The sequence below is a fragment of the Methylobacterium sp. J-048 genome (assembly GCF_022829515.1).
In the GTDB taxonomy this organism is placed as follows: Bacteria; Pseudomonadota; Alphaproteobacteria; order Rhizobiales; family Beijerinckiaceae; genus Methylobacterium.
In genome coordinates this window covers 22,377-38,154 of record NZ_JAKSYL010000137.1, presented here as the reverse complement: position 1 = coordinate 38,154, position 15,778 = coordinate 22,377, and the positions used below count along the sequence as shown (strand labels likewise).

General features: G+C 68.9%; 12 protein-coding genes. 6 read left to right on the top strand and 6 right to left on the bottom strand.

Features of this window, described 5'->3' with window-relative positions:
- Positions 1 to 160 precede the first annotated feature (160 nt).
- Both MKL09_RS12780 and ybgC read left to right on the top strand, forming a co-directional pair.
- A complete protein-coding gene (locus MKL09_RS12780) occupies positions 161 to 889 on the top strand; it encodes a DUF4142 domain-containing protein (protein ID WP_244020590.1) in 729 nt (242 codons plus the stop codon).
- A gap of 128 nt (positions 890 to 1,017) precedes the next feature.
- Entirely contained in the window at positions 1,018 to 1,449 is a 432-nt protein-coding gene (gene ybgC, locus MKL09_RS12775; RefSeq protein ID WP_244020589.1) for a tol-pal system-associated acyl-CoA thioesterase, read from the top strand.
- A 9-nt stretch (positions 1,450 to 1,458) separates the two neighbouring features.
- Here ybgC and MKL09_RS12770 read toward each other — a convergent pair whose 3' ends face one another.
- Positions 1,459 to 2,247, bottom strand: coding sequence for an HpcH/HpaI aldolase family protein (locus MKL09_RS12770; RefSeq protein WP_244020588.1), 789 nt, complete (start codon positions 2,245 to 2,247; stop codon positions 1,459 to 1,461).
- 319 nt (positions 2,248 to 2,566) lie between these two features.
- Here MKL09_RS12770 and tolQ point away from each other — a divergent pair, with 319 nt between their 5' ends.
- The 4 genes from tolQ to tolB all read left to right on the top strand — a co-directional run bounded on the left by tolQ (position 2,567) and on the right by tolB (position 6,492).
- Positions 2,567 to 3,283, top strand: coding sequence for a protein TolQ (gene tolQ / locus MKL09_RS12765; RefSeq protein WP_092043862.1), 717 nt, complete (start codon positions 2,567 to 2,569; stop codon positions 3,281 to 3,283).
- Positions 3,284 to 3,308: 25 nt separating this feature from the next.
- Positions 3,309 to 3,755: an ExbD/TolR family protein gene (locus MKL09_RS12760; RefSeq protein WP_244020587.1), complete on the top strand. Its 447-nt coding sequence runs from the start codon at positions 3,309 to 3,311 to the stop codon at positions 3,753 to 3,755.
- An 11-nt stretch (positions 3,756 to 3,766) separates the two neighbouring features.
- Entirely contained in the window at positions 3,767 to 5,068 is a 1,302-nt protein-coding gene (gene tolA, locus MKL09_RS12755) for a cell envelope integrity protein TolA (protein WP_244020585.1), read from the top strand.
- 65 nt (positions 5,069 to 5,133) lie between these two features.
- The gene (gene tolB / locus MKL09_RS12750; RefSeq protein ID WP_244020583.1) at positions 5,134 to 6,492 is read left to right on the top strand and encodes a Tol-Pal system beta propeller repeat protein TolB; all 1,359 of its coding nucleotides are present in this window, start codon (positions 5,134 to 5,136) and stop codon (positions 6,490 to 6,492) included.
- 25 nt (positions 6,493 to 6,517) lie between these two features.
- On the opposite strand, the gene MKL09_RS12745 is transcribed toward tolB, so the two are convergent.
- The 5 genes from MKL09_RS12745 to MKL09_RS12725 all read right to left on the bottom strand — a co-directional run bounded on the left by MKL09_RS12745 (position 6,518) and on the right by MKL09_RS12725 (position 15,520).
- The gene (locus MKL09_RS12745) at positions 6,518 to 7,573 is read right to left on the bottom strand and encodes a nucleotidyltransferase domain-containing protein (RefSeq protein ID WP_244020581.1); all 1,056 of its coding nucleotides are present in this window, start codon (positions 7,571 to 7,573) and stop codon (positions 6,518 to 6,520) included.
- A gap of 212 nt (positions 7,574 to 7,785) precedes the next feature.
- Positions 7,786 to 9,018: an MFS transporter gene (locus MKL09_RS12740; protein WP_244020580.1), complete on the bottom strand. Its 1,233-nt coding sequence runs from the start codon at positions 9,016 to 9,018 to the stop codon at positions 7,786 to 7,788.
- Positions 9,019 to 9,092: 74 nt separating this feature from the next.
- Positions 9,093 to 11,642 (bottom strand): sensor histidine kinase, encoded by a 2,550-nt coding sequence (locus tag MKL09_RS12735; RefSeq protein ID WP_244020578.1) that lies wholly within the window; start codon positions 11,640 to 11,642, stop codon positions 9,093 to 9,095.
- Between the two features lie 393 nt (positions 11,643 to 12,035).
- A complete protein-coding gene (gene ahcY / locus MKL09_RS12730) occupies positions 12,036 to 13,436 on the bottom strand; it encodes an adenosylhomocysteinase (RefSeq protein ID WP_244020576.1) in 1,401 nt (466 codons plus the stop codon).
- Positions 13,437 to 13,573: 137 nt separating this feature from the next.
- The gene (locus MKL09_RS12725) at positions 13,574 to 15,520 is read right to left on the bottom strand and encodes a potassium transporter Kup (protein WP_244020574.1); all 1,947 of its coding nucleotides are present in this window, start codon (positions 15,518 to 15,520) and stop codon (positions 13,574 to 13,576) included.
- Positions 15,521 to 15,778: the final 258 nt, after the last annotated feature.

The following is a 15,778-nucleotide window of genomic DNA, read 5'->3' as shown; positions in this document are numbered from 1 at the left end:
ACGCGATCACGGCGGCGGAACAGCCTCATAACGCAGCAGTTGTGATGACGACCGCGCCAGATTGCGTGGCGCTGGCAGGATTGCGGGACTGTGGTTCAGGCCACGAAATCCCGACACATCTTTGAGCCATCAATAAGAACACCAAGGACCATCTTCCGATATGAAGAACATCACACTCGCCGTCCTCGGCCTTTCCGCCGCTGCGCTCTCGACGCCGGCTTTCGCCCAGGACGCGCTGCCGATCCGGATCCTGCCCTTCGCCAACCAGCAGCAGGACGTCGGCGCCGCCGCGACCGAGACCCCCGCGTTCCGCGCCGAGGCGCTGCGTTCGGATGCCACCAGCATCGAGGCCAGCCGCATCGCCCTCGAGCGGTCGCGCAACCCGCGGGTCCGGAATTACGCAAACCGTGTCCTGGTCGAGCGTAAGGCCACCACCGATGCCCTCCTGCCGCCGAACACCTCCCTGTCGCGCAACGGCACGGTGGTCTCGGACAACCAGGGTATCCAGACCGATCTGAGCAACCCGGTCGGCTTCGTGCTGGCCCCGGTGACCATCGCCGCGAACCTCGGCACCAGCATCGTCGGTGGCGCGCTGGGCGCGGTCGGCATCGTCGACAACAGCCCGACCGAGCCGGGCCGTCGCGTGGCCCTTGGCGAGCGCGGCCAGGCCCGCCTGTCCCAGCTCAAGTCGGCCCCGAACAACCGGTCCTTCGATCGGACCTATATCGACCAGCAGGCGCGGTCCGACGCCCAGACCCTGGCGCTCTACGACGCCTACGCCAAGTCGGGCGACAGCGCCCAGGGCCGCCGCTTCGCCAGCGAGGCGCTGCCCTACATCGCCGACGAGCACGCCCACTCGGCGAGCCTGGCCGCCCGCATCGGCGGCTGATCCGACAGCGCGAACCTGACTATGCGAGGGCCGCCCCAGGGCGGCCCTCGTCGTGTCCGGCACAGGCCGGCGCGCCTGTTTCAGCGGTCGGGTTTCCCCGCCTCCGCACCATGCCGTAGACCACGCCGATGAGCGGACCGAACCCTGTCGACACGGAGCCTCACCGCCTGGCGGTGCGGGTCTATTACGAGGACACCGACTTCTCGGGCTTCGTCTACCACGCGAGCTACCTGCGCTTCCTGGAGCGCGGCCGGACCGAGCTGCTGCGCGGCTTGGCGGGCGACCAATCCGATCTGCACCGGGAGGCGCGCGGCCTAGTCTTCGTGGTTCGCCGGATGACGCTGGATTTCATCCGCCCCGCCCGCATGGACGACCAGCTCACCATCGTGACCCGCACCCAGCTTCTGCGTGGTGCCTCGATGCAACTCGCCCAGGAGGTCCGCCGGGGCGACGACCTGCTCGTCGCTGCCGAGGTCACGGTCGCCTGCGTGCGCGACGGCCGCGCCATCCGGTTACCGGAGGCGTTGCGGCGGCTCCTCGCCCCGGCCGGGGCCGAGTAACGCCTCGGGTCAAGCGACCCGCGACGGATCGGTGTCGCGCAGGAGCTTGGCGAAGGCGTTGACGATGGTCATCGCATCGTACTCGACCGAGACCAGCTGAAAGCCCATCGCGACCATCTCCCGCGCCCGCAGCGGCGATGGCGAGAAGGCGCAGGGCAGCTTGCCGGCCGCCCGGGTCTTGCGCACGATCTCGCCGAGGGCGGCCGTGACCGCCGCGCCCGCTGGGTCGATGGCCTTGCCCTTGGACAGGGCGATCGACAGGTCGGCGGGCCCGACCAGGATGCCGTCGATCCCCGGCAGGGCCAGGATCGGCTCCAGGGCGTCGATCGCCTCCGCGGTCTCGCACATGGCGATGGTCAGCGCCCGGGCGTTGGCGCCGGCGAGAAACTCGGTCGCGTCGCTCTGGCCCGACATCCACATGGCGCGGTCCGGACCCCAGCTCCGCTGCCCGACCGGCGGGTACTTGGTCGCCGCCGCCAGCGCCTGCGCGTCCGCCACGCTGTTGATCATCGGCGCGACGATGCCCGAGGCGCCGGCATCCAGCATCCGCGACGCCATGGCGAAGTCGCCGACCGGGATCCGGACGAGACTCGGCTTGCCGGCGAGCGCCACCTCGGTGATCGCCGCACAGCACGAATGATAGTCGTGCGCGCCATGCTGCTGGTCGAGCAGCACGGCATCGAAGCCCGAACGCGCGAGGGCGCCGGCGATGGCCGGATCGGCGATACAGGACCAGCCGAGGTATCGGGCCGGCTCGGCGGGCAGCAGGCCGTGGAGGCTCGGGACGGGCAGGGTCATGGCGCTTCCTGAACTGAGACTCGCGGTGCGTGCGGCACTCTGATGACGCAAGAATAACGGCGTCGGTTTCGTGAGGTCCAGCCTCCCCTGGGCGGCGGCACAACCGATACTTCGGAATGCCTTGGGATCGCCCGGATCGAAACCGATCCTTAACCCTGTCGCGCCCTTAACGGAGCCGGTGCAAGCCGGCCGAGTCCCGGCGCGAAGACGGCCCTTACTTTCGACAGATTCGCGGGCGATAGCATTGATATCGCTCACGGATCCGGCGGACGCGGGCCTCGCCCGGCGCATCGCGATCCGGAGCAGGAGACCTCGACGGATGAACCCAGCCGACGCGATGCAGGCCGCGCCTGTCGCCGACATGACGCTGCTCGGGCTGTTCCTGCAAGCCCACTTCGTCGTGAAGATCGTGATGGTCGGGCTGCTCAGCGCGTCGATCTGGTGCTGGTCGATCATCGTCGACAAGACCCTGCTGTTCCGCCGCACCAAGGCCGAGATGGACGCGTTCGAGGATGCGTTCTGGTCCGGCCGCTCCCTGGAAGAGCTGTTCCGCTCGTTCAACGACCGCCCGGCCACCGGGCTGGCGGCGGTGTTCGTGGCCGCCATGCGCGAGTGGAAGCGCTCGTTCGAGGGCTCCGGCCGTCAGGTCCAGTCCCTGTCCCAGCGCATCGAGAAGCAGCTCGACGTCACCATCCAGCGCGAGGTCGAGCGGCTCGAATCGCGCCTGCTGTTCCTCGCCTCGATCGGCTCGGCCGGCCCGTATATCGGCCTGTTCGGCACGGTCTGGGGCATCATGACCGCGTTCACCTCGATCGCGGCCTCCAAGAACACCTCGCTCGCCGTCGTGGCGCCGGGCATCGCCGAGGCCCTGTTCGCCACCGCGATCGGCCTGTTCGCCGCGATCCCGGCGGTGCTCGCCTACAACAAGCTCCAGGCCGAGGTCTCGAAGTCGCAATCGCGGCTGGAGGGTTTCGCCGACGAGTTCTCCGCGATCCTCTCTCGCCAGATCGACGAGCGCCTCTCGCTCGCCGCCTGACCGGGCCGATCCAGGAGATTGATCCATGAGCATGGCGGCGGGGGCATCCCACGGCGGCAAAAGGCGGCGGCGCAGGGGCCGGCGCGGCGGGCCGATCAACGAGATCAACATGACGCCGTTCATCGACGTCGTGCTGGTGCTGCTGATCATCTTCATGGTCGCGGCGCCGATGATGACGGTGGGCGTTCCCCTCGACCTTCCTCAGTCGAAGGCATCGCCGCTCAATTCCGACGTGAAGCCGGTGACGATCTCGATCCGGCAGACCGGCCAGGTCTTCCTCGGCGAGGACGAGCTGACCGACGAGACGATCATCCCGAAGCTGCTCGAGACGTCGAAATCCGGCACCGAGGAGCGCGTGTTCGTGCGCGGCGACAAGCGGGTCGATTACGGCCGGGTCGCGCAGGTGATGGCGATCGTGACCGGCGGCGGCTTCAAGAAGGTCGCCCTCGTGACCGAGCCTGAGCATCAGTAGGGCGTAGAACCGTGGAGTTCCACTTCGACCGCAAGGAACCGGGTGTCTGGATCTCCGCCGGCACCCACGTGGCGCTGCTGGCCTTCGCGCTGTTCAGCGTGGCGGCCCCGGCCCTGCCCGAGGCGCAGGAGGGTGTGCCCGTCGAGGTGATCACCGAGAACCAGTTCTCCGAGATCACCAAGGGCGAGCGCCAGGCCGACAAGCCGATGCCGAACGCCCAGCCGCGCGCCGACCGCCAAGCCGAGAAGGTCGAGGAGCGCGAGCCCGAGAACGCCAAGACCGACGCGCCGACCGCGCCCAAGCGCACGGCCGAGATGAAGCTCGCCAACGCGGAGGAGATGCCCCTGCGCGCCGAGCCGGATCCGCAGGAGGTGGCGAAAGCCGCCAAGGCTGCCGAGGAAAAGCGCGACGCCGAGAAGGCTGCCGCCAAGGCCGCCGAGAAGGCGGCCGAGAAAGCGGCGGCCGACAAGGCGGCCGCCGCCGAGAAGGCGGCTGCGGCCAAGGCCGAAGCCAAAGCGGCCGCGAAGGCCGACGCCGAGAAGCGCGAGCAGCTCGACAAGCTGATCGAGCGGCAGGAGGCCGAAGCCGCGGCAGCCGCCGCCAAGGCCGCCGCCGCGAAGGCCGAGGCCAAGGCCAAGGCGGATGCCGCCAAGGCCGAGGCCGCCCGCGAAGCTGCCCGGAAGGCCGCCGAAGCCAAGGCCGAGGCGGAAGCCGAGCGGCAGAAGGAGATGGCCGAGGCCAAGGCCGCGCACGAGAAGGCGGAGGCCGCCGCCAAGGCCGAGGCTGCCGCCAAGGCGAAGGCCAAGGCGATGGCGGACGCGAAGGCCAAGGCCGATGGCGAGGCCAAGGCGCGCAAGCAGGCCGAGCTCGCCGACAAGTTCAACGCCGGCGACATCCGCTCGGTGCTCGCCTCGAAGGCGCCGTCGCAATCGACCGGCGCCACCGGCCATACGGTGCAGAAGGTGGCCGCCCTGGGTGCCGCGACCGGCACGGCCCAACGCCTGTCGCCGTCCCTGCGCGACGCCCTGGTCGGCCTGCTGCAGCAGCAGATCGAGCGCTGCTACTCGGCCCCGCCCGGCGCCGCCCAGGGGGTGGTCCTGCCGGTGCTCGACATCCGCCTGAACCCGAACGGCTCGCTCAGCACCGAGCCGCGGATCATGCGCGGCGGCTCCAGCGGCGTGGACCAGTCGATCGCGCAAGCTGCGCTCCGGGCGGTGCGCCGCTGTGCGCCGTACAACATACCGGCCACCTACGCGCCGTATTACAACGACTGGAAGGCCATCAACGCGGAGTTCGAATTCACGGCGACCTGAGGTCGCCACCCGCGCAGCCTGCCGTCACCCGCCTCCCCGTCTGATCGCCACTTCGGATCCGACCCATGCATGACCTTCCCTCCGCCGGGCGCCTTCCGGCGCCCTATGCCGCGCGCCTGTTCGCGCCCATCGTCGCGTTTCTGGCGCTGCTGACGGTCGCCCTCGGCTTCGCTGCGCCGGCCCAGGCGCAGCTGCAGCTGCGCATCGGCGGCGGCAACTTCCAGCCGCTGCCGATCGCCATCGCGGATTTCGGCGGCGATCCGAGCCTCGGCGGCCTCGTCTCCGGCGTGGTGACCAACAACCTGCGCCGCTCAGGGTATTTCACGCCCCTCGACCACGCCCGCTTCCCGGAGCAGCCGAATTTCGACGCCGCGCCGAACTTCGAGAAGTGGCGCGCCACCGGCGTGCAGGGGCTGGTCACGGGCCGCGTCTCGCGCGATGCCTCCGGCAAGCTCAAGGTCGAGTTCCGTCTCTGGGACGTGACCTCCGGCCAGCAGATGACCGGCCAGCAATACGGCACCGACACCGCCAACGCCCGGCGCACCGGCCACCTGATCTCGGACGCGGTCTACACCAAGATCACCGGCCTCGGCCCCTGGTTCGACAGCCGCATCGCCTTCGTGGACGAGAGCGGCCCCAAGGAGAACCGGCGCAAGCGCCTGATGGTCATGGACCAGGACGGCGCCAACGTCCGGGCGATCACCAGCGGCGAGACCTCGATCGTCGCGCCGCGCTACTCGCCGGCCACCCAGGACATCGCGTTCATGTCCCAGGCCACCGGGCACCAGCCGCGGGTCCAGGTGATCAACCTCGAGACCGGCGCCCGGCAGGCGCTCGGCAACGTTGACTCCATGAGCGCCAGCCCGCGCTTCTCACCGGACGGCCGCCGCCTGGTGATGAGCGTGCAGCAGGGCGGCAACGCCGATATCGTGACCATGGACATCGCCACGAAGGCCCAGCACTCGGTCACCAACGGCATGGCGATCGACACCTCGCCGACCTACGCCCCGGACGGTTCGCAGATCGCGTTCGAATCCGATCGCGGCGGCTCGCAGCAGGTCTACGTGATGGGCGCGGACGGCTCGAACCCGCACCGCATCACCTTCGGCACCGGCTCGGCCTCGCAGCCGGCCTGGTCGCCGCGCGGTGACCTGATCGCCTACACCCGCCAGCGCAACGGCGGCTTCGCCATCTGCGTGTCGAAGCCCGACGGCACCGGCGAGCGCGTCCTGACCGAGGGTTACCACAACGAGGGGCCGACCTTCGCGCCGAACGGCCAGTACGTGCTGTTCTTCCGCGATCCCGGCGGCCAGGGCGGCGGCAAGCTGTTCATGGTCGACATCACCGGCAAGGTCGAGCAGCCGGTCCCGACGCCGTCCTACGCCTCGGATCCGACCTGGTCGCCGCTGCTGGCGGGGCGCTGATCTTTTTCGGGACTTTGGAGCCCGGCTACCAGTCGGGCTCCAGGGCGTCGTTCGTTTCGCCGCCCGTGACGGCAGGGGTGAGCGTCGCGGCCTGATCCCGCAACGCTTTCGGCAGAGCCCCGAGGACGGGATCGTCGAAACCGAGATGCGGCAGGTAGCGGGCGATGAGTCCGGCAATGAGCTTGGCCTGGGCTGCGTCGCGGCGGCGCTTCTCGGGATTGCGTTCCGGTCTCTCCGACAACCAGGCTTTGTGGAGCGCGAAGGCGCGGGGATCGGGCACGGTCATCTCGGCCGGGTAGCCGCGCAGATCGAGCACCGTGACCCGGACCTTGGGACTGTTCACGAGCCAGGTCAGACCAAAAATCTCGACGGCGACGAGATCGTCAGGGTCGCGCCCGATCTGTCTGACCTCGCTCGGTCGAATCGGATCTTTCGGGGCGGGCGTGATGAGATCGACGATGTAGCCGTCGCGGTTCGCCGCGCGAAATCCGCGCCTGCCCATGACCTCGAAGGAATGATCGACCTTCCGAAGCAGGCCGACGACGCCGGATGCTGCGACTTCCGGCACGATGAGTTTCAAGCTGGCCCGGGCATCGTATAGCAGATCGAAATCGGCTGTTTCGAGAACCGCCTGGTCGATCTGGACACCGGCCATCCTCTCGTAGGCGAACAACGCGTTCGTTCCGACCGTGGCGACCACCGGTTCCGTGAGACGGGCATCGGACAGAGCCCGCAGGATCCGGGCGGCGATCACCGGCATTCGGCCGAGCCGCTGGGCTCGGTTGACGGCCGCGATCCTGTTCAGCCGTTGTGCAAGCGAGGTGCTGCGCGTTTTCGCGCGCGCACGACCCTCGACGAAGCGTTGGTGAATGGCCTCCGTCTCGGACGAACGAGGCCCGACCGACTTCCAGACGCCATTCTTGAAACGATAGAGGTAACTGCGCCCATCGACGGTTTTCCAGCCCATCGAACCGGCAAAGCGGCTCTGCAAGGTCGATCGCGCCGCGCGGTAGGCATCGAAGACCTGCTCGGCATTGATGAGTTGCCGGGCCTGTTCATCGTCGAGTTCGCGATAGGCCATGATGCGCGTCCCAGCCGACGGTGCGACCCGCGATCATACTCATCAAGCTGTTGCTAGCAAACGATTTATCCATATCTGGAACAACCAGAGGCGTAAAATGGATAAACGCGATCGCGAGGCCAACGCTTCTGACGGTGTCCGTCGGCCTCGCAGATCCTCGCTCAGCCAGCGTCCGACCAGCCGGTCCACTCTTCGATTGCAGAGAGGAGGTTCTACCCCTGCACCAGCAACCGGTCCCGCGCCCGCAAGGCCGGAAAGAACCGGCCCCAGAGCAGCGCGACCGCAATAGTCGCGGCACCGCCCGCCACTACCGCCGGGACCGCCCCGATCGCGGCGGCGAGCACGCCGGATTCGAACTCGCCGAGTTCGTTCGAAGCGCCGATGAACACCGTGTTCACCGCCGAGACCCGGCCCCGCATGGCGTCCGGCGTCTCGCCCTGCACGAAGGTCTGGCGGACATAGACCGAGATCATGTCAGCCGCGCCCGTGACGAACAGGCAGGCCATCGACAGGGGCAGCGAGGTGGAAAGCCCGAACGCCACCGTGGCCGCGCCGAACACGGCGCACGCCCGGAGCATCCGCACCCCGGCATGGCGCCGGAGCGGGCGATAGGCCAGCAGGACTGCCATGGTGACCGCCCCGAAGGCCGGCATGCTTCGCAGAGCCCCGAGGCCGAGGGGACCGACATGCAGCACCTCGCCGGCATAGATCGGCAGCAGCGCCGTGGCGCCCCCGAGCAGCACGGTGAACAGGTCGAGGCTGATGGCGCCCAGCACCACCGGCTGCGAACGGATGTAGCCGATGCCGGCTGAGAGCGCGGCCCAGGTGATCGGCGGCCGCTCGGTCACCGCCGCCGGTCGGAAGCGGATTAGCCCGGTCAGGAGGCTCGCCAGGGCGAAGCTCGCCGCCGCGCCACCGAACACCACCGACGGCCCGAGGGCGTAGAGCAGGCCGCCGAGCGCCGGACCCATCACCGAGGCGCTCTGCCAGAGCGAGGCGTTCCAGGCGATGGCCGAGCCGAATTGCGGCCCCGGCACCAGCGTCGGCAGCAAAGCCTGCAGGGCGGGGTTGGCGAAGGCCCGGGCCGTGCCGACGACGATCACCAGGGCGTAGATCGGCCAGACCGACTGGAGCCCGGCCAGCGCGTAGGCGAGGAGCCCGAAGCTCGCCAGGCTCTGGAGCCCGAAGGCCGCGGCGCCGACGAGACGGCGGTCATAGGCATCCGCGACGTGGCCGGTGATCAGGGCGCAGATCACCGCGGGCAGGAAGCCGGCCAGCCCGACGAGGCCGAGCGCCAAGGCGGAATGGGTCAGGTCGTAGACGAACCAGCCGATCGCCACCGCCTGCATCTGATACGCGAGGCCGGTCAGGAAGCGGGCCGCGCCGAACAGGCGGAAGTCGCCGATGCCGAAGACGGCCCAGCCGGAACGATCTCTTTCGGACATGGCCCCCTGCTGAGCCCGGCCGGGGGATTAATCAAGCCCGGCGCGGAAACGGATCGCCTCGCTCGCCGTCGGCCTCAGTGGAGCGCGAAGCCCGGCTTGCGACCGGCGGTCTCGGGCAGGGCCGTGACGGGTCGCGCCTCGTGATGATCGAGACGCGACTCGTCAAAAGGGAAAAGCGGGAAGATGCAGGTCACCTGGGTCCCGGCCCCGGGCGCGGTTTCCAGAAGGACCCGCCCGCCATGGAGTTCGACGAAGGACCGCACGATCGACAGGCCCAGCCCGACCCCGCGATGGCGGGTGCCCAGGGTGTGGCTCTCGAAGCGGCGGAAGACCGAATCGGCGATCTCCGGCGGCATGCCGCGGCCGTGGTCGCGCACGCTCAGGATCAGCTCGTGCGCCTCCCGGCGGGCGCGGACCTCGACGCGCTGCCCGGCATCCGAGAAGCCGACGGCGTTGGAGAGCAGGTTGAACAGGATCTGGCGGACCCGCTTCCCGTCCGCGTGGACGCTGCCGATTTCCTCCGGCACGTCCAGCGCGAGGGTGATGTGGGATTCGGCCAGCCGGTCCTCGATGCCGCGAACCGCGGCCTCAATGGTCGCCTGGACGTCGACCTCCTCCCGCAGAAGCTCCAGCGAGCCGGCATCGATCGAGGCGAGGTCGAGGATGTCGTTGATGATCACCAGCAGCGCCGCCGACGAGCGCATGATGTGGTCGGAATATTCGCGCTGCCGGTCGTTGAGCGCCCCGACCGTCTCGTCCCCGAGCAATTGGGTGAAGCCGATGATGTTCGTGAGCGGCGAGCGCAGCTCGTAGGAGACGTGGTGCACGAAGGTGTCGCGCAATTGCGCGGCCTTCTCCAGGGCGTCGTTCTTCTCGGTCAGCGCCCGCTCGACGTTCACGCTGGCGGTGACGTCGATCAGGGTCAGCAGGGTCGCGCCCTCGGGCAGCGGCTGCGCGGCGCAATCGAGGACGGTGCCGTCCACCACCTCCAGGCGGCAGGACCGGGCGGTGCGCGATTCGAGACCGACCACCGCGTCGCGGATGTCGAGCCAGGGCTCCTCGGCCGGTGCCAGGGACCGGCAGGCCTCGATGACGGCATCGACATGCGGCCGCTCCTCGACGGTCGCCGGATCGAGCCGCCAGACGGTGCAGAACGCCCGGTTGGCGAGCGTCATGCGGCCGTCGGCGCCGAACACGGCCACCGGCTCGGCCAGGGTGTCCAGGGTCTCGGCCTGGAGGCGGCGCAGGGCGTTGTAGCGCGATTCGGCGTTCAGGCTGTCGGAGACGTCGTCGAACAGGTAGGTCAGGCCGCCCTGCGGGTTCGGGTCGGCGACCACGCGCAGCGTCCGGCCGTCGGGCAGGTACCACCAGCCGTGGTTCGCCTCGGCGGCCCGGTAGGCGGCGAGCACCCCCTGCTTCCAGCCGCGGAAATCGGCATGCTCCTCGAGCTTCCGCTCGGCCCGGAGGTGGTCGAGGATCTCGCCGTCGGAGGGGCGGCTGTCGAGGAAGGCCTGATCGAGGTCCCAGAGCTCGCGGTAGGCGGCATTGTGGAAGATCAGCCGCTGCGAGACGTCGAACATCGCCACGGCGGTCGGCAATTGGTCCAGGGTGCGGACATTGGCGTTCATCTGGCGCTGCAGGTCGGCGCGGACGCTCTCCAGCTCGGATACGTCGATGGCGATCCCGACATGGCCGCTATCCAGGGTGGTCTCGAACACGTCGAGCATGCGCCGGCTGCCGGCCACCACGGCCGAGAGCCGCGGGACGCTCCGGGTCGGGCTGGCGGCGCGTGCCGCCGCGTCGCGGGCGATCGCCTCGCGGGCGGGACGGTCCAGCAGCTCGATGCCGCCATCCAAAGCGGCCTCGCGGGTCGGCGCCTCGACGGCCGCCACGTAGGCGGCGTTGACCCAGCTCAGGCCGCCCTCGCGGTTGCGCCGCCAGACCGGCTGCGGAATCGCGTCGAGCAGGCCGGCCAGCGCGGACAGGCCGCGGCGGGTCTCGTCCAGGGTCGCCCGCAGGTCGGCGATCTCACAGCGCTCCTGGCTGGTCTCGCGCAGCCGCAGCAGCGCGCGTCCGGCCACGGCCTGCCCGTGCGCGTCGATGCTGCGCCCGGTCTGGGTGCGCAGGCTGAGCGTGAAGCTCGTGCCCCGCGCCCGCAGGGCCTCGACCGCGGTCTCGACCGCGGCGGCGTCGGTGGCGACCAGCCAGGTCCCGAAGGCCAGGACCCGGCGGGCATAGCCCGAGGTCGGCCGCTCGCCGTAGATCGCCAGGCTGATATCGCCCTCGACCACGGGCTCGCTGCGCCGGTCCCAGGTGACGATGATCTGGCGCTCGGCATTGAGCAGCATCTCGGCGCGGTCATGGGCGCCGCGCAGCACGTCGAGGGCGCCGGCCAGCTCGCGCTCCCGGCGGGTCCAGCGGCTGCGCTCGTAGAGATGGAGCAGCGACAGGATCACTGCGAAGGCGACCAGGCCGCCGAAGATCGCCAGGGCGGCGACCCCGTGCATCTCGCGCGGCGCGTGCGTAGCCGCGGTCTCGGGCAGTTCGGCGAGCGCAGCGCTCGCCGCAGTCAATGTGAGCGTACCCACGCAGATTCGAACGTGCGCGGCACGACCGACACCCATGATAGCCCTGCCCCCACCCTGGCGATCCGCATGCGCGCGCAACCGCGCGGCGCAGAACGCACCGTTCCCGCAGATGATTCTCTCGAACCGCCGCGGACCCACCGATCTAAGATTCGCCCGCACCTTACCGTGCGGCGGAATCGACCCGGAAGGGGAACGAAGCGTGGCTATACGCCGGTCGCGCACAATCATCCGTTAACGACACTCAGAAGACACAGTGCGGTTGCGCCGAAACGGATTGACAAATGAAAAGGCCCGACGCAGCGCGCCGGGCCTTTTCGTGCTCTCGATCAGTGTGTTCGAAACCGTACCGATCGCCGCCTGGGCGGTCAGGATTTCAACCTCCGGTTCGGCGCGTCGGCCGAACCGAAGCCGCTCCCGACCGAGGCCGGCTCAGTAGCGGTAGTGGTCGGACTTGAACGGGCCGGACTCGGACACGCCGATATAGGCGGCCTGGTCGGGGCGCAGCTTCGAGAGCTTCACGCCGATCTTTTCCAGGTGCAGAGCCGCGACCTTCTCGTCGAGGGTTTTGGGCAGGGTGTAGACTTGGCGTTGGTACTTGGTCGTGTTGGTCCAGAGCTCGATCTGCGCCAGCGTCTGGTTGGTGAACGAGGCCGACATCACGAAGGACGGGTGCCCCGTCGCGTTGCCGAGGTTCACCAGGCGGCCCTCCGACAGGAGGATGATGCGGTGGCCGTCCGCGAAGGTGATCTCGTCCACCTGCGGCTTGATGTTCGACCACTTGAGGTTCTTCAGGCCGGCGACCTGAATCTCGTTGTCGAAGTGACCGATGTTGCAGACGATCGCCCGGTCCTTCATCGCCCGCATGTGGTCGAGGGTGATGATGTCCTTGTTGCCGGTGGCGGTGACGAAGATGTCGGCGCGCGGGGCGGCATCCTCCATGGTCACGACCTCGTAGCCCTCCATGGCGGCCTGGAGCGCGCAGATCGGGTCGATCTCCGACACGAGCACGCGGCAGCCCGCGTTGCGCAGCGACGCGGCCGAACCCTTGCCGACGTCGCCGAAGCCCGCGACCATGGCGACCTTGCCGGCCATCATCACGTCGGTACCGCGGCGGATGCCGTCGACCAGCGACTCCTTGCAGCCGTAGAGGTTGTCGAACTTCGACTTGGTGACCGAGTCGTTCACGTTGATCGCTGGGAAGAGCAGCTTGCCCTCCTTGGCCAGCACGTACAGGCGGTGCACGCCCGTGGTGGTCTCCTCGGAGACGCCCTTGATGCTGTCGGCCAACCCGGCGAACCAGCCCTTCGGCTTCTCGGCGAGCTTCTTCTTCAGGAGCGCGAAGAAGACTTCCTCCTCCTCGCTCTCCGGCTTGTCGAGGAAGGCGGTGTCGCCGTTCTCGGCACGCAGGCCGAGATGGACGAACATGGTGGCGTCGCCGCCGTCGTCGAGGATCATGTTCGGCATGCCGCCGTCATGCCAGTCGAACAGGCGGGAGGTGTAGTCCCAATACTCTTCCAGGGTCTCGCCCTTCACGGCGAAGACCGGGATGCCGGCGGCCGCGATGGCGGCGGCGGCGTGGTCCTGGGTCGAGTAGATGTTGCAGGAGACCCAGCGGATGTCGGCGCCGAGCGCCTTCAGGGTCTCGATCAGCACGGCGGTCTGGATCGTCATGTGGAGCGAGCCGGCGATCTTGGCGCCCTTCAGGGGCTGGCTCGCGCCGTACTCCTCGCGGACCGCCATCAGGCCCGGCATCTCCGTCTCGGCGATCGAGATCTCCTTGCGGCCGTAATCGGCCAGCCCGATGTCCTTGACGATGTAATCCTTGGCCATGAGTCGGCGGCTCCGTGTGTTCGCGTTGCGGTTCGGGGCCAGCCCCTACCACTTCGCGGGATACGAAGCAATCAAGACATAAACATGTCTTTATACGTTCCAGGCTGCGGGGCGGCCGCTTCCGGGCCGTTGGACGCCTAAATCTCGATTTCGGTGCCGACCTCCACCACCTGGCGGGTCGGCACGCCGAAGAAGGCGCCGGTGCGCTCGGCGTTGCGCTGCATGAAGGCGAACAGGTTCTCGCGCCACGGCGCCATGCCGCGCTTGTCATTCTTGGGGATGATCGTCTCGTGGCCGACGAACACGGTCATGTCGTCGACGACGTTCGCCGGCAGGTGGCGGGCGGCGACCGCGCAGGCCAGCCCCTCCGGGATGGAGGCATCCTCCATGAAGCCGTAGCGCAGAATCACCCGGTAGAAGTCCGGCGCCAAGATCGTCACGTGGGCGCGCTGCTCCACCGGGACCGTGGGAGTCTCCTCGTAGAGGGCGGTGATGATCAGGATCCGCTCCATCAGGGCGTGGTTGCGCTCGACGAAGCGCGAGAGGTGGAGCGGGATCCCGTGCTCGGCCGCCGAGAGGAACGCCGCGGTGCCGGGCAGGCGCAGCAGGTCGCGGTGCTGGAGCCCAGCCAGGAACGCATCCTCCGGCAGGCGCAGGGCGACCCGGGCCTGCTCGACCAGCTCGTTGCCCTTCTTCCACGTGAGCATCATCAGCGCGACGAGGCCGGCGAGCACCAGGGGAAACCAGCCGCCCTCCAAGATCTTCACGCTGTTGGCCGCGAAGAACACGGCGTCGATGGCCAGGAACAGGCCGTTGACCGCGAAGACCAGGATCGGGTTGTAGCCCCAGCGCAGCGCGATCAGCGCGGCGAGCAGGGTGGTGATGGCCATCAGCATCGAGACCGCGATGCCGTAGGCGCCGGCCAGCGCGTCCGAGGAGCCGAACATCACCACCGCCACCAGGGTCGCGGCGGCGAGCAGCCAGTTGACCATCGGCACGTAGATCTGGCCACGCTCCTCCTTGGCCGTCTGGACGATGCGCATGGCCGGCAGGAAGCCGAGCTGCACCGATTGCTGGGTCAGGGAGAACACGCCCGAGATGATCGCCTGGGAGGCGATGATGGTCGCGAGCGTCGCGAGCGCGATCAGCGGGTAGTGGCCCCAATCCGGGCACAGCCGGAAGAACGGGTTCTCCAGTGCGTCCGGCGAGGCCAGCAGCAGGGCGCCCTGGCCGAAATAGTTGAGCACCAGCGCCGGCAGCACGAGGACGAACCACGCGACCCGGATCGGCATCGCGCCGAAATGGCCGAGATCGGCGTACATCGCCTCGCCGCCGGTCACCGCCAGGAAGGCCGCGCCCAGCATGGCGAAACTCACGTGCCAGCCGGCATGCAGCATGAACTCGACGGCGCGCAGCGGGTTCAGCGCGGCGAGAATCTCCGGCTTGCCGAGGATGCCGCCGATCCCGAGCAGCGCCAGAACGATGAACCACACCAGCATCACCGGGCCGAACACCCGGCCGATCACCGCCACGCCCTTGTGCTGGACGGCAAACAGCACGAGCAGGATCACGATCGTGATCGGCACGACGAAATGGCCCAGCGCCGGGGCGTCGACCTTCAGCCCCTCGATGGCGGAGAGCACCGAGATCGCCGGCGTGATCGCGCCGTCGCCGTAGAGCAGGGCCGCCCCGATCAGACCGACCACCAGCAGTGCCGCCTTCCAAGTCCCGTGGCGAGCCTGCCGGGCGCCGAGCAGCGCCAGCATGGCGACGATGCCGCCCTCGCCCTTGTTGTCGGCCCGCAGGATCAGCACCGCGTATTTCAGCGACACGATCAGGATCAGCGACCACAGGATCAGCGACACCGCGCCGGTGGCGGCTTCCGCTACGGAGGCACCGCCTGCGGTGGCCGCCTTCACGGCCTCCTTGAAGGCGTAGAGCGGGCTGGTGCCGATATCGCCGTAGACGACGCCGAGCGCACCGAAGATCAGCGCCGGCTTGAGCCGGCCCTTCTGGGACGCGGCGTCGTCGCCGGCATCGGCCGGGGAACCCGAAGCCGCCGCGGGGGCAAGGGACTGACTCAACGCACGGCTCCCGCGGGATTCAACGTATTTCCCTGGCGGGACAGGTAGAGCGGAGTTCGCCGAAGTGGAAGCCGATGCGGTTGGATCCGCGCGCGACCGAAGGGTGCGCCCTCGGCTCTCACCGTCATTGCGAGCGCAGCGAAGCAACCCAGTGCGGCGCGCGGTCTCCGGTCGTAGCGGATTCCTGGGTCGCTTCGCTGCGCTCGCGATGACGGTGCGGGGCAATCGGCGAGTCGATCAAACCCGACACCGTGTGAG